Source organism: Limnothrix sp. CMB-01, assembly GCF_055193175.1.
In genome coordinates this window covers 3,013,902-3,031,631 of the sequence record NZ_CM143720.1, presented here as the reverse complement: position 1 = coordinate 3,031,631, position 17,730 = coordinate 3,013,902, and the positions used below count along the sequence as shown (strand labels likewise).

The 17,730-nt window shown below is 56.2% G+C and carries 14 protein-coding genes; 11 read left to right on the top strand and 3 right to left on the bottom strand.

The annotated features are described in order from the left end of the window. Positions 1–337 precede the first annotated feature (337 nt). On the top strand, positions 338–1,396 hold the full coding sequence (locus ACZA91_RS12655; protein WP_190355485.1) for a Fe(3+) ABC transporter substrate-binding protein: 1,059 nt from the start codon (positions 338–340) through the stop codon (positions 1,394–1,396). Positions 1,397–1,786: 390 nt separating this feature from the next. Here ACZA91_RS12655 and ACZA91_RS12650 read toward each other — a convergent pair whose 3' ends face one another. Together ACZA91_RS12650 and ACZA91_RS12645 are read right to left on the bottom strand one after the other, a co-directional pair. Continuing rightward, entirely contained in the window at positions 1,787–2,800 is a 1,014-nt protein-coding gene (locus ACZA91_RS12650; protein WP_463182496.1) for a hypothetical protein, read from the bottom strand. Next, positions 2,797–3,312 (bottom strand): pentapeptide repeat-containing protein, encoded by a 516-nt coding sequence (locus ACZA91_RS12645; RefSeq protein WP_158234392.1) that lies wholly within the window; start codon positions 3,310–3,312, stop codon positions 2,797–2,799. The genes ACZA91_RS12650 and ACZA91_RS12645 overlap by 4 nt, the downstream gene beginning before the upstream one ends. A 749-nt stretch (positions 3,313–4,061) precedes the next feature. Here ACZA91_RS12645 and ACZA91_RS12640 point away from each other — a divergent pair. From ACZA91_RS12640 to mnmE, 9 genes are all read left to right on the top strand, one after another. After that, positions 4,062–4,325 carry a DUF3493 domain-containing protein gene (locus ACZA91_RS12640; protein ID WP_099532774.1) on the top strand — a complete coding sequence of 88 codons (264 nt, stop codon included), beginning with the start codon at positions 4,062–4,064 and terminating at the stop codon, positions 4,323–4,325. 728 nt (positions 4,326–5,053) lie between these two features. Beyond that, positions 5,054–5,608, top strand: a complete 555-nt coding sequence (locus ACZA91_RS12635; RefSeq protein WP_242027970.1) for an LptA/OstA family protein — start codon at positions 5,054–5,056, stop codon at positions 5,606–5,608. Between the two features lie 58 nt (positions 5,609–5,666). Continuing rightward, a complete protein-coding gene (gene lptB, locus ACZA91_RS12630) occupies positions 5,667–6,395 on the top strand; it encodes an LPS export ABC transporter ATP-binding protein (protein WP_190355482.1) in 729 nt (242 codons plus the stop codon). Positions 6,396–6,548: 153 nt separating this feature from the next. Beyond that, positions 6,549–7,670 (top strand): LptF/LptG family permease, encoded by a 1,122-nt coding sequence (locus tag ACZA91_RS12625; RefSeq protein ID WP_190355538.1) that lies wholly within the window; start codon positions 6,549–6,551, stop codon positions 7,668–7,670. Positions 7,671–8,112: 442 nt separating this feature from the next. Next, entirely contained in the window at positions 8,113–9,264 is a 1,152-nt protein-coding gene (gene tgt / locus ACZA91_RS12620; RefSeq protein ID WP_199291584.1) for a tRNA guanosine(34) transglycosylase Tgt, read from the top strand. A 125-nt stretch (positions 9,265–9,389) separates the two neighbouring features. Further along, entirely contained in the window at positions 9,390–9,863 is a 474-nt protein-coding gene (locus ACZA91_RS12615; protein ID WP_099532778.1) for a Tic20 family protein, read from the top strand. 173 nt (positions 9,864–10,036) lie between these two features. Continuing rightward, entirely contained in the window at positions 10,037–10,375 is a 339-nt protein-coding gene (rpsF, locus tag ACZA91_RS12610; protein WP_099532772.1) for a 30S ribosomal protein S6, read from the top strand. A 411-nt stretch (positions 10,376–10,786) separates the two neighbouring features. Then, entirely contained in the window at positions 10,787–11,428 is a 642-nt protein-coding gene (locus ACZA91_RS12605; RefSeq protein WP_463182495.1) for a DUF1499 domain-containing protein, read from the top strand. Positions 11,429–11,558: 130 nt separating this feature from the next. Continuing rightward, positions 11,559–12,968 carry a tRNA uridine-5-carboxymethylaminomethyl(34) synthesis GTPase MnmE gene (mnmE, locus tag ACZA91_RS12600; RefSeq protein WP_463182494.1) on the top strand — a complete coding sequence of 470 codons (1,410 nt, stop codon included), beginning with the start codon at positions 11,559–11,561 and terminating at the stop codon, positions 12,966–12,968. A gap of 407 nt (positions 12,969–13,375) precedes the next feature. Here mnmE and ACZA91_RS12595 read toward each other — a convergent pair whose 3' ends face one another. Beyond that, positions 13,376–14,350 carry an isoaspartyl peptidase/L-asparaginase gene (locus ACZA91_RS12595; protein ID WP_463182493.1) on the bottom strand — a complete coding sequence of 325 codons (975 nt, stop codon included), beginning with the start codon at positions 14,348–14,350 and terminating at the stop codon, positions 13,376–13,378. A gap of 573 nt (positions 14,351–14,923) precedes the next feature. Here ACZA91_RS12595 and ACZA91_RS12590 point away from each other — a divergent pair. Next, positions 14,924–16,930 (top strand): CHASE2 domain-containing protein, encoded by a 2,007-nt coding sequence (locus tag ACZA91_RS12590; protein ID WP_463182492.1) that lies wholly within the window; start codon positions 14,924–14,926, stop codon positions 16,928–16,930. The last annotated feature ends 800 nt before the right edge of the window (positions 16,931–17,730 follow it).

Here is a 17,730-nt window from a genome sequence, read left to right as displayed (position 1 = left end):
GCGCCCGCCACCGAGGACAGTTCCGAAACCAACTCAAGATTAGACCTCTTGCATTAATCAAGACCCTCACCCTAAATCCCTCTCCCGACTTGGGAGAGGGACTTGATCACCCGCCACGAGATCGCCGTAACCCAACAGTTCTGGCTCCCCTTCGCCCACCTTGGGAGAAGGGGTTGGGGGATGAGGGCAACGAGCTGATTCGTGCAAGAGGTCTATTTGTTCAAGCCATTCGGAGAGTCCTTAGGAAAAATTCCAGAGAATTTTGAGAATATTTCTCAGTATTGATATACTGCTTTCGCCACCCAAAATTCAATTACTGCATTCCTAAGAGCGAAAAATGACGAGTAAACTGACTCGGCGGGTGTTCTTGGCAGGGGGATCAGCCCTAGCCACCGTGGCCCTGAGCGGACTGAACCGGGCCAACGCCCAAGGTGCAGGGGAAGTGAACCTGTACTCCGGTCGCCACTACGACAGCGATCGCCAACTGTATGAAGCCTTTACCCAAGCCACCGGCATCAAAGTCAACCTGGTGGAAGGCAGCGCCGATGCCCTAATCGAGCGCATCCAATCGGAAGGGGTCAACAGTCCCGCCGATGTTCTGATTACCGTGGATGCCGGTCGCCTTTGGTTAGCCGACAAGGCCGGTCTGTTCCGTCCCGTGTCCCAAAGCGCTGCCCCCAACCTTTATCGGGCGGTTCCCAGCAACCTGCGTCACCCCAATGGTCACTGGTTCGCCCTGTCCAAGCGGGCCCGCGTGATCATGTACAACAAAGACCTGGTGAACCCCGCAGACCTCTCCACCTACGAAGCCTTGGCCGATAGCCGTTGGCGCGGCAAGATTTTGGTGCGGACTTCAAGCCATGTGTATAACCAATCCCTAGTTGGCGAGCTGGTGGGCGCATTGGGCGAACCCACCACGGAAACCTGGGTGCGCGGCCTGGTGGCAAACTTCGCTCGGCCCCCGGAAGGCAACGATACGGCTCAGATCAAGGCCTGTGCAGCAGGTCAAGGATCGATCGCGATCGCCAACACCTATTACCTGCCCCGTTTGGTCAATTCCAAAGATGCCGCTGAGCGGGAGATTGCCGCCAAGGTGGGTGTGTTTTTCCCGAATCAACAGGGACGCGGCACTCACGTCAACATCAGCGGCGGCGGCGTGATTAAAACCGCCAAGAACCCGGAAGCAGCCGTGAAGTTCCTTGACTTTTTGGCAACCCAAAAGGCCCAAGAACTCTTTGCCCGCAGTGGCTATGAATATCCGGTGTTGTCCGGCGTGGCATTGGATCCCACCCTGTCTAGTTTTGGACAGTTCAAGTCTTCTAGCGCCAGTGCCAATGAGTTTGGGGGCAACAACGATCGCGCCCTCCGACTGATGGATCGGGCCGGTTGGCGCTAGGGCCAGTTGACCAGCGGGGGCTGATTGCGCGATCGGCCCACGGCGTTCCACTGTCTATGTTCAGCAAGCATCTATCCCAAGCGAGGCTATGTCTCGGCTTGGGAGTTTTTCATGGCAATTGTTGATCGAAACCTTGCCTTAACACAAACATTGCCATGGCAATTTCGCCCAAAGATTTTCTAGCAATCTGCTTTCCGAAAACCTCTTTTCGAGAATTTCTTTTTAAAAATCTCTCAATCTCTTTTCAAGACTCTTTTTTTTAATTACAGCCTTTACCTAGAATTATTGGCACGCCATACCGCAAATGCCATGAAGCAACGGTTTGGTGGGCAGTGCCCACCCTACGGGCGACTATGCTCAGTAATTGAGGTAAGAGCTGTAATTAACTAATTAATTAATTTCCGCACCCGCCGCCGCTTGGATAGCATCCAGGGATAGCAGTCGATCGCGGCTGCCGACAATGATGGCCCCCACCTGACCACGCACTTGAGTGGAAATTACGTAGTAATAACCCACCACTTGATCGGCTGAATCGCGACGGGGATCCGACACCACAAATTCCCGAGCCTGTTCCGTATTTTCGTAGATTGCGGGAATTTCGGCCACCGTCACATCGGGGCCCAGGGAATTTTGGATCACCTCTGGCGTGACGCTGTGAATGCTGAGGTCTTCCGGCAGGGAATAGCACCCATCGGGGCGATCGGGGGCACAAGCGGCCCCGCCAGCATTCAACCCCGCCAACGCCGGTAAACCTTGGGGCGTGGGGCTTGGGCTAGGTTCGGGGCTAGGACTTGGGCTGGGCGTGGGGCTGGGTGTGGGATTGGGGCTTGGGCTGGGTGCTGCCGACGGAGCCGGGGCCGGTTTGGCGGTTTGGGGCTTGGGAACCACCACCCGATTGGGCTGATTGACTTTCGGTTTTGGTTTTGGGGTTGCGGCCCGATCGGCCCGGCGTTGGGCCGGGGTCGATCGCGCGGGGCTGGGGGAAGGGGTCGATCGGGCCGGGGTGGTTTTCGGCAAATTGGTGACCCGAATGGGGGCCTCTTGGGCGCTCAGGGGCAGGGCCACCTTGTCCGGCTCCTTGGGCATTGGCAGCAACAACACCGCCCCATGGAGCACCACGGACACCACCACGCCCAGGCCCATGGCCCCCCAAAGGCTGATTTTGGCACTGGGAGACCAGTCCACCAACTCGGGCCCTCGCCTTGGGGGGGCGTTTTGTTGCGATGCGCTGCTGGGTGATGGGTTTCTGGTGGGGGAATGGCTAGGCGGGGACTCCTCCATCGGGTCGATCGCCCCTGCGTCGGGCCCCTGGCTCCCCACGATCGCCGATCGAGCAGTCCTGGGAACTTCTTCTGAACGCACAGTCACCAAGGCCTGATCGGAAACCGGAAGGTTACTGCTCATTTTCCTTGGCTCCCATCCGGCAAGGTTGTGCCCAGGGTTTTGACCCCGTTGAGATCAAGCTTGGAGGGGCTGGCGTTCAGCAAATCTGCGCCGCTCAAGTCGGCCCCCGTCAGCTTGGCTTGGGTCAAGTCAGCTCCCCGAAGATAGGTTTTGGTGAGCCGGGCTTCGCTGAGGTTCGCCCCCGTCAGCTTGGCTTGGTTCATGCCCGCCTGGCTCAGGTCGGCTTTGGTTAAATTCGCTTGCTGAAAATTGGCCCCGTCCAGCTTGGCCTGGCTCAGGTTCGCCCCGGTCAGATTGGCCTTTTGAAAGTTGGCTCCATTCAGGTTCGCCCCAGCAAAGTCTTGATTGCTCAGATCCTTGCCCGCAAAATCACACCTCGGGCAGTCCTTGGGGTTTCCGGGCGATCGCTGGGCCGTGGGCTGGGTGGGGCAACCGCTCAGGGTCAACCCCAGGGCGATCGAAACCGTGAGCAACATTCCGCGCCCGATCGCGCCCCCAAGTTCCCATTTCAATGAGCGCTCCCTCTTACCGGTTGCCGCGCGATCGCCCACAATCGCCCCTCTGATGCCAAGCCCCATGCCCAAACCCGAAGTCGTGAAAGTGTTCCCAAAACCGTTTTAACTCAAAGATTTCTCAATAAGCGAACTGCTTTAAGGTTGAGGAGGATTTAGATCTTTGAGAATTAGTTTCAGTAAGCATAGCATATTCTTACTGAGGTGCTTTCTGAAAGCCTTTTCCAGGTAGCTTCGCCAAGGGATTGAAATTTCTCTCAGAGGCTGTCTGAACAGTATTTTTGGACACAGATCAAGCACTAATCGTCGTTAGGGCAAGGGACTGAAGCTTCTTGTCTTCGTTAGTGGGTAAGACCCGCAAAGCAAAACCAGATACTCTAAAATTCATTCGTTGTATTACAAGTTGCATTGTAAGGATTCACCAAAACCAATCAAGAACCAGCTCCAATTTGCTTAAAATAAAGACAATTCTAGAATTGATCAAAACAAGCAATCATAAAAATCAAAAGCAGAGATTAACTAAAAATCAAATTAACTAAAAAAATTAATTGAGAGTTTTGAATAACTGAACTGCCATCGATCAACCCTTGATCAGCACAACCGGCAGTTAAGAGAATTTCAGTCATCAACAATCCTTTAAGTCACCAGATCAGGCGATCGAGTGACCTGGTGATAAAATAATCAAGCGGTTTCCCAAAGCCGTCCAAATGTTCCAAATCAACGCCAATTCCATCAGGCAATTCCCCAACATGGCCAATCGTCCTCGCCCCCTAGATGCAGAAACCATGGCTCGACTGCGAGCAGAAGCCGCCGCTCCCTATCGAGGTCTTCGGCGCTTGTTCTATGGTGCTTTTGCTGCTTCGGGAGCACTGGGTGGGTTCATTTTTTTGCTGAAACTGTTAGCGGGCGAAAACCCAGCGGATGTGTTACCTAATTTGGCACTGCAAGCGGGTGTGGTGGCATTGATGGTTTGGTTATTTCGGATCGATCGGGGACGGGAGCGAAATCAATAAGCATCATCAATGATTTGGGGAAATTAATTAGAGCATTTAAAGAATAATCGTCAGAAAACAACTTACAAATCGCAATTGATTGATCGCGATTCATAGGCAACCATTCATAGATTACGCACAGACGATTTTTAGGTAGTTCATCGACCATCTGCCAGGGTAATCAAAAGCTAATTCCCAAAAACCACCAGCACCGAACCAGCAACAACGACAGACAAACTAGAGGCAAACTACAGACAACGATCGCCGGATGCATTCAGCCGCTAATGGGAACCGGGGCGATCGGTTCTGAATCTTTAGAGTTCTGAGGCAGGGAGGCAAGGGCGAAATGACCGACCGCACGAACCTTTGAGACGTGGGCCGCCACCACCGTTTGGCAAATGGGCAATGACGAACGGTTGACGTTGCAAGCGTTCGCTAAACTATCTGGGGCGATCCTATGATCTCGATTGATCTCGATTCATCTCAACGCTGCGGATCTCAAGGCTGCGCGATCGCCGTCGGGTGATCTCCCCTCTTGGGTTAATGTGGGTTGTCTCTGGTATGTTGCCAAATTCAATAGACCACTGAAGCAGCAGCCCCCTCAAGCACCCTGAAACGTCGATCGAGCGATTGAACTCAATCGAACCAATCAGTTGCTAAGTGGGCTACTGGGTGATCGTTGAGTTAGCCATCTTTAGCATTAGCCGTCTCTTCTTTGCCTTTAAACCTTCGTTTTTGAACCAATGACTATGGTGGGTCAACCAGTGGGCAGAACTCGATCGAGCCAAAGGGCCGCAGCCAAGCGGGCCCGGCGGGCCATGGGAGCCAGTCTGATGGCGGCGGCGATGGGAATTGGGCAGGTGTCCCAGGCGATCGCCCAGCCAGCGCCCCCCACGCAGCCGGTTCCAGTGCGCCAGCCGATGACGGTCATCTCCGACGTGCAAGAGGCCAACTCGATCGCGGGAATTGTGACGGCGCGGGGCAACGTTCAGGTGGACTATCCCGCTCGGATGCTCAAAGCCACCGCCGCCCAGGCACAATATTTCAGCAACGAACGCCGCTTGGTGATGTCGGGCGATGTGTTTGTGCTGCAAGACGGCAATAGCCTGCGGGCCGAAACGGTCACCTACTATGTCGATGAAGGGCGATCGATCGCGCTGCCCTTGCCCAACCGCCAAGTGGAATCGGTCTACTTAGTGTTGGACACCACCACGCCCACGGTCTTGCCTTCGTCTTCGGGGCCGGCGGGGGGACTGCCTGCCGCGCCGGCCGTGCCTTCGCTGTTTGCCCCCACCGCGCCCTAAAATTTACCGCTGTTCGATCGCCGCTGGCCGGCTTGCATCCTTTCGTGGGGGTACACCGTTGAAGATTGTTCTTGAAAACGTCCAGAAAGCCTACGGTGAGCGTCTAATTGTCAACCGCGTTAGCCTCACGGTGGAACGGGGGGAGGTGGTTGGGCTGCTGGGGCCAAACGGCGCAGGCAAAACCACCGTTTTCTACATGGCCACGGGGTTGGAACGGCCCGACAGCGGCCATGTGTGGCTTGATGACCAAGACATTACCGAACAACCCATTCACCAACGGGCCCGCCTCGGCATTGGTTACCTGGCCCAAGAACCGAGCGTGTTTCGCCACCTGAGTGTGGCGGATAACTTGCGCCTGGTGTTGCAGCAAGCCAAGCTTCCCCGAGAGATGCAGGAGCGTCGTCTCCAGCAGTTGGTGCAAGATTTTGGGCTGGAGAAAGTGGCTCACACGCCGGGAATTCAGGTGTCAGGGGGTGAGCGCCGCCGCACGGAAATTGCCCGCGCCTTAGCCGTGGGATTGGAGGGGCCCCAGTTCCTGTTACTGGATGAACCCTTTGCGGGCATTGACCCGATCGCGGTAGCCGAAATTCAACGCATCGTGGCCGGCCTGCGCGATCAGGGCATGGGGATTCTGATTACCGATCACAACGTGCGGGAAACCCTGGAAATTGTCGATCGCGCCTATATTTTGCGGGAAGGTCAGATCCTCGCCTCCGGAAACGCCACCGAGCTGTATGGCAACCCCTTGGTGCGGCAATATTACTTGGGTGACAAATTTCAGCCCTAACGTTCCACCCCTGCCTCAGCCCCCACTCCAACCCTCGCCTTCTCGCAGGCCCCTCAGCCGCTATTCCCGACCAGACACCCTATGACCTCCAACACCGTACCCCAGCCATCCTCCGCCCCCCCTTGGCAAAACTGGCTGCCACAAATCAGCGTGATGGATCGTTACCTGGCCAAGGAATTGGCCATGCCCTTTCTGTTTGGGGTTGGTGCATTCTCCTCGATCGGGGTCTCCGTCGGCACGGTTTTTGACCTCGTGCGCAAAGTCGTAGAAGAGGGATTGCCCATTCACCTGGCCATGCAGGTGATGTTGCTGCAAATGCCCTACTTCATCGTGCTGTCTTTCCCCATGTCCACCCTGTTGGCCTCCATGATGGCCTTTGGGCGGCTGTCCAACGACAGCGAATTGGTGGCCCTCCGCAGTTGCGGCATTGGGGTTTATCGAATTGTTGCGCCGGCCTTGGTACTCAGTCTGTTTGTCACGGGTTTAACTTTTGTTTTTAACGAAGCATTAGTGCCCGCCGCCAACTACCAAGCCACCACCATTTTGGAGCGGGCCCTAGGAACCGACGATAATCAACCCTCTTTCCGGGAAGAAAATATTTTCTATCGGGAATTCAGCGAAGTCGAAAAACCGGATGGCGAGAAAAAAAGCATTCTCAGCCGTGTGTTTTATGCCGAGCGCTATGACGGCAAGCAGATGCTGTCCCTGACGATTATCGATCGCTCCCAGGCGGGCATCAGTCAGATTGTGACCGCCAAATCTGCCGTTTGGAATCCCCAAGAACGGGCCTGGGATTTCCGAGATGGCACGATTTATTTGGTGGCTCCCGATGGTTCCTACCGTGACATTTTGCGTTTTGAACAACAACGGTTGCAGCTACCCCGAACGCCCCTTGATTTGGCCGTGCGCGATCGCTTCTCCAATGAGCTGAATATTGCCGAAGCCCAGGAACGTTTGGCCATTTTGCGTCAGAGCGGCGAGCGAGCAGAAATCACCAAGTTAGAGCTGCGAATTCAGCAAAAATACGCATTTCCCTTCATTTGTGTAGGCTTTGGTTTGGTGGGTTCAGCACTGGCCAATCGTCGCCATCAACGCCTTGGCCGCGCCACCAGTTTTGGGGTGAGCGTGGTGGTCATTTTCGCCTATTATTTGTTGGCTTTCCTGATGGATGCCTTGGCCCGCACAGAGTTTCTGTCTCCGATGGTGGCGGCTTGGTTGCCTTTGCTGGTGGTTGGGGCGTTGGGGACGGGGCTGCTGGTGCGGGCGGCACGCTAAATTCCCCAGTTCAACTCCATCCAACCCAATTCAATTTTCCCAATTCAATTCAATCCAACTCAATCCAACCGTTCATCCAAAGCTAAATTCAACATTCAATTCAGGAACCTACCCGAGTTTTCGGGATAAGGGACTTGGAGAATATTTGAAAAGTATCTTAAAGCCCTGATCAAGTCCCAATCGTCTTGGGCAGCAAGGGGCTTAGGGCATATCGTCAAATCACCTGAAACCCTGATTCCGCCGTTGGCAGATTGTGGGAAACAAGGGGCTTAAGCCCCTTGTTACGACGACTAGGACATGGAAAATCAATCGCTTCCGCCTGATCCTAGGAAATGATGACAGGCCCTAAGCCCCTTGTCTGGATTAATCGTTGGAGTTAGCAAAAATCCGTTTAGGGTTTTCAGAAATTCGCTCAGCAGTCCGAAAAATTTTGCCCCCGTTCATGAGTGCTATTGCCCCCGATTTTCGGTTTGAGTTAGTGGCTGAATGTTCCCAAACATCGGCCCGCGTTGGTGTTTTTCACACGCCCCACGGCATTGTGGAAACCCCTCGCTTTATGCCCGTGGGCACATTGGCCAATGTCAAAACCCTGTCGCCGGATCAAGTGGCCGCCACCGGGGCCCAGATGATTTTGTCGAATACCTATCACCTGCATTTGCAACCCGGTGAAGGCATCGTGCAGGCGGCGGGCGGACTGCACAAGTTTATGAACTGGCAGGGGCCGATTCTGACGGACTCGGGCGGGTTTCAGGTGTTTAGCCTCAGTGAAATGCGGCAAATTAGCGATCGGGGCGTGACGTTTCGATCGCCCCACGACGGCAGCATCATTGATTTCACCCCCGAAAAATCCATTCAAATTCAAAACGCCCTCGGATCCGACGTGATCATGGCGTTTGATGAATGTCCGCCCTACCCAGCCACCCGCGAACAGGTGGAAAAGGCAACCGATCGCACCTACCAATGGCTGCTGCGGTGCATCGAGGCCCATCAGCGTTCTGATCAAGCCCTATTCGGCATTGTCCAAGGGGGAACCTACGCGGATTTGCGAGCCAAGGCGGCGGCGGATTTGGCGGCCCTGGATCTACCCGGCTACGCGATCGGGGGGGTGAGTGTGGGGGAACCGCCGGAACTGATTGAGCACATCGTGAAAGCCACCACGCCCCTGTTGCCTCCCCACAAATTGCGCTACTTGATGGGTGTGGGGACTTATCGGGAAATGGCCCAGGCGATCGCCGCCGGGATTGATGTGTTTGATTGCGTGATTCCCACAAGGCTGGCGCGGCACGGGGCGGCCCTGGTGCAGGGTGAGCGTTGGAACCTGAAAAACGCCCAATTCCGGGAAGATTTCCGGCCACTGGATGAAACCTGCCCTTGCTACACCTGCCAAAACTTCAGCCGCGCCTATATCGGCCACCTGATCCGCGCCAAGGAAATTTTGGGCTACACGCTGCTGGCAATCCACAACGTGACGGAGCTAATCCGATTCACACAACGGATTCGATCGGCTATTTTGGCGGGCAATTTTGCCGATGAATTTGCCCACTGGTTGCGCCCGGCTGATGACCTAGCCGCCGCCGCCCGCCTCGATGATTGAGCATCCACCCATGATCCACGGGCGATCGCCAGCAGAAGCGCGATCAAGTGGGGCGATCGCACCATGGCCCGCCCAAAACCAGCGTCTAAAATAGATCAATTCATTGCTCTCGGGAGATGCCGATCGTGAACTGGCGCGGAACGACGACAACTTGGCGCGATCGCCTGTTTGGTGCTTTGGTCTATGCCCTGCCGCTGGTGGATGTGGTGGGCTTTGGTGGCTCCATCTTCCGGGAACTGCCGTTTTTGACGGTGTTGTATGTGCCGCTGCTGCCCCTGCTTCAGCTCTACCAAATTCCCTTCATGAGCTTCATCATCTTTTTGGTGCTGTTCCTGTTGGTGGTTCGTAACAGCAACATCAGCTATTTCATTCGCTTCAACACCATGCAATCGATTCTGATTTCGATTTTGGTGTCCCTTTGTGGGCTGGTGATTCAGTATGTTTTCCAGCCGATCGGGGGCTTTGTGGTGCAAACCCTGGCCAGCACGGTGTTCTTGGGAGTTGTGGTGGCGGCCATTTACTCGATCGTCCAGTCGGCTTTGGGGCGCTTGGCAGAAATTCCCAGCCTCTCGGAAGCGGTGCACATGCAGGTGCGCTAATCGCTGTCCACGGCATCGGGGCGATCAGGAGAATTCGGGCGATCGGGCAGCCCCTCGGTGGGGTATGATATACAGCCCGTGAATCCTTGTCGATCGGCAACAGCGGGGCCCTCAGCATTGCCCCCCAGTCAGCCCGATCGACCATTCTATTGTCCGCAAGGAACTACCCATCCATGTCTGCAAATCGCCTCTACGAAACGATGTACATCCTGCGCCCCGACCTCAACGAAGAGGCCGTGGATGCCAACATCAACAAATATCGGACGATGCTGACGGAGCAAGGAGCCACCGGCCTCGAAATCCAACACCGTGGCAAGCGCCGGTTGTCCTATGAAATCAACCGTTGCCGCGAAGGCGTGTACATCCAAATGAACTACGAACACGCCACCGGCAGCCACATCGCCCCCATGGAAAAGGCCATGCGCCTCAGCGAAGACGTGATTCGCTACCTGACGATTAAGCTCGATCCTCGCAAGGTGAAGGCCGCCGCCGAAGCGGAATCGGCTGCTTAAATCCCAAGCTCGATCGAGTGGGGTTTGAGCTTCCGTTCAAACCAAAACAACTTAAGGGCCAGGGCGTGGGAGCTACCGCGCCCTTTTTTGCGCTCATGTTTGCGCCCGTGGTTTTGCCCAAACCCTGATCCCAGCCAGCCAACTTTTTGGGAAATCGTTACTCTAGGGCCAGGGAAATCGATCAAACGCATCCGTTCCGCAGCGTCGGGCTGGCTCCGTGAAGATGCATCCCTGATTTTGCAACAGTGCTGGCCTGAAGATTTGCCCAATTGACTTGACCAAAATTCAGCTCAACTAGGCTAAAAACTGAGCCGATCCAACTCAATTGGCTAAGCTCAGTTCGTCCAATTCAGTTCATTCAATTCAAGACCCAAAATTAACAAACGGCGGATGCAACCTATGGGTGGGGTGATGGGGAAACCACAAGATCAAAATCAGTTCAGAACCCAAAGCCATTCGCTGCGATCGGGCAACGGCAACGCCCCCGGCTGGTTGGCTTGGGTGGCGGCCCTGCTGCTGTGGCTACCGGCAACCACGGCCTGGGCCGCGCCCGGGCCGGTCATGGGTTCTGTTTTTGGCAATTTGTTTGCGGGCAATCGCCCCGAAAACTTGGGCGCAGTGGCGGGTCAACTTCGCCCCTGTCCCAACAGTCCCAATTGCGTCAGCAGCCAAACCCCAATCACGGATTTGCAACACACGATCGCCCCGCTCCAGATTATGGGCGATGCGGATCATGTCTTTGCGGCCCTGACCGAATTGGTGAAGGCGACGGAACGCACCACCGTGATTACTGAATCGCCCGATTATCTCTACGCAGAATTTGCCACACCGCTGCTGGGGTTTGTGGATGATGTGGAATTTTTGCTAGATGGAGAAACCAATCAAATTCAGGTGCGATCGGCTTCGCGATTGGGAGAATCAGACTTGGGACTCAATCGCCAGCGCATCGAAACCCTGCGGGCCCAATTGACCCAAAAGCTGGCTTTGGAACAGGCCGCAGTGATCCCCACGCCCTCGAATTCAACTCCTGAGAATTCAACTCCTGAGAGTTAATCTCCTCATAATTCAGCCCCTGAATGAGTTTTCTAAACTCATGGGCTAATTTGGGCGAATTCATGCCCTAGATTAGTCCCCTGATTCCTGAAAACAGAACCATTGCAGAGGATTGCAACAGACCGAACCTATGGGTGCATCGGCCACAAAGCAAGACACGATCGCTGCGATCGCCACGGCGATTGTGCCGCAACAGGGCAGCGTTGGCATTGTGCGGATGTCGGGGCCCGAGTCCTGGGCGATCGCCCGGCGAATTTTTCGGGTCCCTGGCTCTCAACCCTGGGAAAGCCACCGAATTTTGTATGGCTATTTGTACAATCCCCAAACGGGCGAAACCGTTGACGAAGCCCTGCTGTTGTTGATGGCGGCTCCGCGCACCTACACCCGCGAGGACGTGGTGGAACTCCACTGCCACGGGGGAATGATGGTGGTGCAACAAACGCTACAGCTCTGTTTGCAGCAGGGGGCGCGCCTGGGACAGCCGGGGGAATTTACGCTGCGGGCGTTTTTGAATGGGCGGATTGACCTGACCCAAGCGGAAAGCGTCGCGGACTTGGTGGGGGCCCAGTCGCCCCAGGCGGCCCAGGCGGCCTTGGCGGGGGTGCAAGGGAAGCTGGCCCGGCCGATTCGCGATTTGCGATCGAGCTGTATGGACTGGTTGGCGGAAATTGAGGCCCGCATTGATTTTGAAGATGATCTGCCGCCGCTGGATTTGCCCGCCGTGACGGTGGCCCTGCAAACCATCGCCAGTCAGATCGATCGCTGGTTGGCCACGGCCGATCGGGGTGAGCTGTTGCGCAGCGGCTTGAAGGTGGCGATCGTCGGGCGACCGAACACGGGCAAGTCCAGCCTGTTGAACGCTTGGAGCCGGAGCGATCGGGCGATCGTCACGGAGCTACCGGGAACCACGCGGGACGTGGTGGAATCGCGGCTGGTGGTGGGCGGCATCCCGATCCAAGTGCTGGATACGGCGGGGATTCGGGAAACCGATGATCTGGTGGAAAAAATTGGGGTAGAGCGATCGCGGGCTGCGGCCCGATCGGCGGATCTGCTGCTGTTGGTGATTGAAGCGCCCCGGGGCTGGACGGGGGGCGATCGAGCTATCTATGAACAAATCCGTGCCGCCGACCCCGATCGACCTCTGCCGCCGACCATTTTGGTGGTGAACAAAATCGATTTGGTGGCTCCGGAAACGATTTCGTCTCTGTTGCCCCAGGATTTTGCCCAAGTGGTTTACACGGCAGCGGCGGAAGGGCGCGGCATTGACGATTTGGAGCAGGCGATTTTGCAAATTGCCCGATCGGGTCGGGTGCAGGCAGCGGATTTGGATGTGGCGATTAATCAGCGGCAGGCGGCGGCCTTGCTGCGGGCCCAACAGGCGATCGGGCGGGTCTGCGAAACCATGGATCAACAATTGCCCCTGGATTTTTGGACGATCGACCTGCGGGACGCGATTCAAGCCCTGGGGGAAATCACCGGAGAAGAGGTCACAGAATCCGTGCTCGATCGAATTTTCAGCCGCTTTTGTATTGGTAAATAATCAACCCACAGAAACCCCTAGGGGCCGTCGATCAAAACCGGTCAACCCCGTAGGGGCGTACCGCGGTCATTCGCTTCAACTTAAGCTGTTTTAACCGCGAAAATGGCTGATTCCCTCATCCCCCAGCCCCTTCTCCCAAGTCGGGAGAAGGGGAGTCAGAATAGCCCCTCTCCCGCTCTGGGAGAGGGGTTGGGGTGAGGGCAACCCGAGAGTCGCTAGAACGACAATTTCGTTAAGTTGAAGCCAGTGACCGCGGTACGCCCCTACCCGACCTTGCGCTTGTATCGATCATGCCTTGACGGTTGGCCGGGTCAAAATTATGCCAATCGGAATGGATTGAAACCGGCCAAACCTTTGAGGGCGTACGGCGGTACGCCCCTACCCAGACTTTGATCCGCCGATCGCCCCTAGCAACTGCCCACTTGCAACCCGTCGGGCAACTCCAGCGTGTCGCCCAGGGTCGTGCCGTTGTGGTAAGCCGCCAGCAAGACTTCACTGGTTTTGCCCCAGGCGATCGCCCCGGTGGCATCCAGCCCGATCGCCCCCAAATCGCGACCCCGATCGGCCGCCTCCGCCATCGACTTTTCAAAGGCCGCTGCCAGGCCCAAGCCGTCATCCACCCGGATCACAATCTTGGCCGCCAAGCATTCGTCCAAAATGTCTTCGCCAATGCCAGTGCAGCTCACGCCCGCGCGGGCCGTGGCGTAGTTGCCCGCTGGGGTGGCGGAGTCGCTGACCCGGCCAATGCGCTCAAAGCCTTTGCCCCCGGTGGATGTGCCGGCCGCCACGCACCCTTGCTGATCCAGCGCTACCACCCCGATCGTGCCGCGGCCCGCCGAGTCCGATCGCGCACCGGCCTCGACTTCGGCGATCGTGGAAGCCATCGATCGCTTGCTGAAGTTGTCCTTGCGCTCCTCGATCCACTCGTTCAGCCGCAAATCCGTCAGCGGGTTATAGATCGGCAGGGCTAGCTCCCGCGCCAACTCCGCCGATCCCACATCCGACAACACCCGATCGCTCTGGGTTTGTAAAAAGGCCGCCAGTTCGATCGGGTTTTGGATCCGCGACACATTAATCGTGCCGCTGAACCGTTGGGCGCTGCCATCCATCAGGGATGCGCTCATGCGAATTTGCCCATCGGACTGCAACACCGACCCCGTACCCGCATTGAAGCGCGGTTCATCTTCCAACAACCGACAGCCCAGCACCACCGCTTCCTGGGCGCTGGCTCCGGCCAACAAACGTTCATAGACCTGTTCCACAATGCCGGACAGCAGCGCCCGCACCGCGGCCACGCCCCCTTTGCCCTGGAGCGAGCTGCCCGCACCGCCGTGGATGATCAATTTGGGTTGGGTGTTGGGTTGTGTAGATGCTTGACTCATGGCGGGTGATCGAAAGGGCGATCGCAAAAAGACCGCCTCAGATTGTCCGGCTTTGGGGGAGGCTTGTCCAGGGCATCGGAAGAGGGCGAAAGCCTTAGAGAATCCATGAAACGGGTCGATCGGGATTTGCTAAGCCTTGACCCGATGCCAACCAAACACCGACCCGATCCCGATCGCGACGGGACTAGGGGGTAAAAAGGAGACCATTCAAGTATCAATTTTGACGAACCAGCCGCCGCCTTGGCCCGCAACGCCTCTTCGTTCTAATTCGGGGATCTTGCTCGTTCTCCAGCCAAGCAGGCTACAAATGTTCCAGAATCAGCGATTCTGAGGATTCAAGGCTAAGGTAGGGGGTGATCGCGGCGACTCTCACTCAATTACTGATCTCAAGCATCATCAATTCATAGCAATCCAGCGATCTGAGTAGATCTAAGGAGGTTTAAGGAGATCCGAGAAGATTTCAGGAGATCCGAGAAGCTTCAAAGAGATCTGAGCGGATCAACGAAGCAATGATTTAGCACCTGACCGGCCCGGCCATCCCCATGACCATCCGCCCACCGTCGCCTGCGTTCCATGTTGGCTCAACCCTTGCTTAAAACCCTTACGAAATGGATTCGCCTCCTGAATCGGTTATGGGCCGGGTCAGTGTTGCTGTCTTGGCGCGATGGGACAGCGATCGCCCTGTTGGTGGCGGTGGTGGTGGTGATGGTGCGGGGGTTGGGCTGGATGCAGGGGCCAGAGTGGGCCGCGTTTGATTTGCTGGTGCGGTGGCGGCCGGCCCGTTTGGAGCAACGGGTGGTGTTGGTGGTGGTGACAGAAGCGGACTTACGCTTGTTTCGGCAATGGCCCCTGTCCGATGAAAAGTTGGCGGACTTGCTGGAAACGTTGGAAGAGTATGAACCCCGGATGATTGGGCTGGATTTGGTGCGGGATTTTCCCATGCCCCCGGGCAACGATCGCCTGGAAAAGTTGCTGCGCCAGTCCGATCGCCTGGTGGGAATCCGCAAGGTCAGTGGTGAGGGCATCGCGCCGCCCCCGGCCCTCATCCACAAGCCTGGGGCGATCGCCGCGTCGGATTTGCTGCTGGATCCCGATCGCAAGGTACGGCGGGCGATTTTGTCCTTGGCTGACCAGCAGGATCAAGCGGTCTTTGGTTTGGGAACCCAATTGGCGCTGAACTATCTGGAGCGCCAACCCAACCCGATCACGTTGGAAGCCCTTGATGAAGAAGCGGGCCTCTATCAACTGGGTCGCGCCACCATCGCCCCCTTTCAGGGTAATGACGGAGCCTATGTGGGGGCGATCGATGATGGCTATCAACTGCTGTTGGACTATCGCGGCTTGGCCTGTCCCACCGACAGCCAGCGCAATTGCGGGTTCCAGGTTTATTCGGCCAATGATGTTTTGAATCGACGAGTGCCCCTGGATGCCCTCTACGATCGACTGGTGCTGGTGGGAGTCACGGCGGAAAGTCTGGGCGATCGGTTCTATACCCCCTACAGCGACACAGACCAGGGCCCACAACTGACCTCCGGCGTGGAAATTCATGCCACGATCGCCAGTCAACTGCTGTCGGCGGCGATCGACGGCTGGCCCCTCCTTCAGGTTTGGAGCGACTCCTGGGAAATGGGCTGGATCGTGCTTTGGACCGTGGGGGGCACGCTGCTGGGCTGGACCCTGCGCCAACCGTTGCTGCTGTTTGCCATGACGGCCTTGGGCATCGTGGCCATTCTGGCGGCCGCTTGGCAAGCGTTGCAATGGATGGTTTGGATTCCGCTAGTGCCACCGGTTTTGGGGCTGGTGGGCGGTTCCTTTGGGGCCTCGTTGGGGTTGGCGGCCAAGGAACGGCGCGATCGACAAACCATCACCGAGCTGTTTGAGCGCTACGTTACACCGCAGGTGGCCCAGGTGATTTGGCAAAGCCGCCATCAAATTGTGCGGCGCGGAGAATTCATTGGGCAAATTTTGCCAGCCACGGTCATGTTTGCGGATTTGGTGGGGTTCACGTCGATCGCGGAATCCAACCCACCGGAAATTATCTTTCCCTGGCTGAATGAATATATGCAGTCCATGACCCAAAGCGTGCTCGATCGCAACGGCATCGTGAACAAGTTCATTGGCGACGCAATCATGGCCCTGTTCGGCGTACCGGTTCCCCAATCGCGCGATCACCAGGTGGGTGACGATGCGATCGCCGCCGTCACCTGTGCCGTGGAGATGGGTCAACGGCTCCAGCGCTTAAATCAACAGTGGCGCGATCGGGGCCGCCCCACCGCCGCCATCCGAATTGGCATCGCTTCGGGCCCCGTGATGAGTGGTTGCATTGGCAATGTCCGCCGGTTGGAATACACCGTTATTGGGGACACTGTGAACATAGCCGCCCGATTGGAAAGTTATGACAAGTCCTTTGATGGGGGGCTTTGTCGCATTTTCATTGAAGAAGAAACCTATCGCCATGTGCGCGACCGCTTTCCCACCCGCTTCATTGGCCCAGTTACCCTCAAGGGGCGAGAACGGGCCACAAATATCTATCAAGTGCTGTTACCTTTGCAGCCAGATGATCTCAACAAAACCCCTTAGAATGCTCGCTGCAACCCCTGCTTTCCCGCATTCTGGAAGAGCAAGGTTAAACCGGCCCCGTCGGCCCAAGAATGGAAAAAGACTCGCATCACCCGGTCGGCAGGTTTTGAAAATGGTGCGGGTGAAAGTGGTGTGGGATCGGTCAATCTCGATCCATCCTGTTCCAGCTCTCTTAGCTCAGGCTATCCCAGTCTCCCATGGGACTTTTGGGCAAACACCAGCATTATTCAGCCATTTCTGAAGTATTTTAGAACCACTTTTCAAGTTATTTTGCCGACCGGCTCTTGGGTGATTTTTTCTAGTCATTTTCTTTAGTCATTTTTTAAAGGCATTTTGCTGCTTTTTTCAAAATTCCTTTTCCAATCCACTTCAAAACCCACTTCCTAAGTGCATCCCGTGGCAATGGCCCAATCCCGATCGCCCACTCAGCCACTGATTGACTAGTTTGCTCGGTCACCGATCACAGGGGATTCGGAGCCAAACCGACTCGATCGACCGTCGGCCCAGCGGCCACCAGCCCCTTGATCCAGACCTCAGACGAAATATGAAAGGGTGCAATTCTCATTCATCACCTAAAATGTGACCTTGTTCAACACCAAGCAAGAAGGGGCGAATATCTTTGGAGGAATACCCTTGAGCAAAGATATTCCTCCAAAGATCTTTGTTATGTCATCACTTTGATCACAGCATTGCATCCGGTCTGCTCGGTGACGAATGGCCAAGATTTCTTCTGTTGATTGCCGATGGGTTGCCTATTGATTGCCTGTCAATCGTTAATTGCCTGTCAATCGCCCATTGCC

Coding starts and splice junctions, on each gene's coding strand:
- ACZA91_RS12655 (WP_190355485.1), top strand. CDS start 338: ATGACGAGTAAACTGACTCGGCGGGTGTTCTTGGCAGGGGGATCAGCC.
- ACZA91_RS12650 (WP_463182496.1), bottom strand. CDS start 2,800: ATGAGCAGTAACCTTCCGGTTTCCGATCAGGCCTTGGTGACTGTGCGT.
- ACZA91_RS12640 (WP_099532774.1), top strand. CDS start 4,062: ATGGCCAATCGTCCTCGCCCCCTAGATGCAGAAACCATGGCTCGACTG.
- ACZA91_RS12635 (WP_242027970.1), top strand. CDS start 5,054: ATGGTGGGTCAACCAGTGGGCAGAACTCGATCGAGCCAAAGGGCCGCA.
- ACZA91_RS12625 (WP_190355538.1), top strand. CDS start 6,549: ATGGATCGTTACCTGGCCAAGGAATTGGCCATGCCCTTTCTGTTTGGG.
- tgt (WP_199291584.1), top strand. CDS start 8,113: ATGAGTGCTATTGCCCCCGATTTTCGGTTTGAGTTAGTGGCTGAATGT.
- rpsF (WP_099532772.1), top strand. CDS start 10,037: ATGTCTGCAAATCGCCTCTACGAAACGATGTACATCCTGCGCCCCGAC.
- ACZA91_RS12605 (WP_463182495.1), top strand. CDS start 10,787: ATGGGGAAACCACAAGATCAAAATCAGTTCAGAACCCAAAGCCATTCG.
- mnmE (WP_463182494.1), top strand. CDS start 11,559: ATGGGTGCATCGGCCACAAAGCAAGACACGATCGCTGCGATCGCCACG.
- ACZA91_RS12595 (WP_463182493.1), bottom strand. CDS start 14,350: ATGAGTCAAGCATCTACACAACCCAACACCCAACCCAAATTGATCATC.
- ACZA91_RS12590 (WP_463182492.1), top strand. CDS start 14,924: ATGTTGGCTCAACCCTTGCTTAAAACCCTTACGAAATGGATTCGCCTC.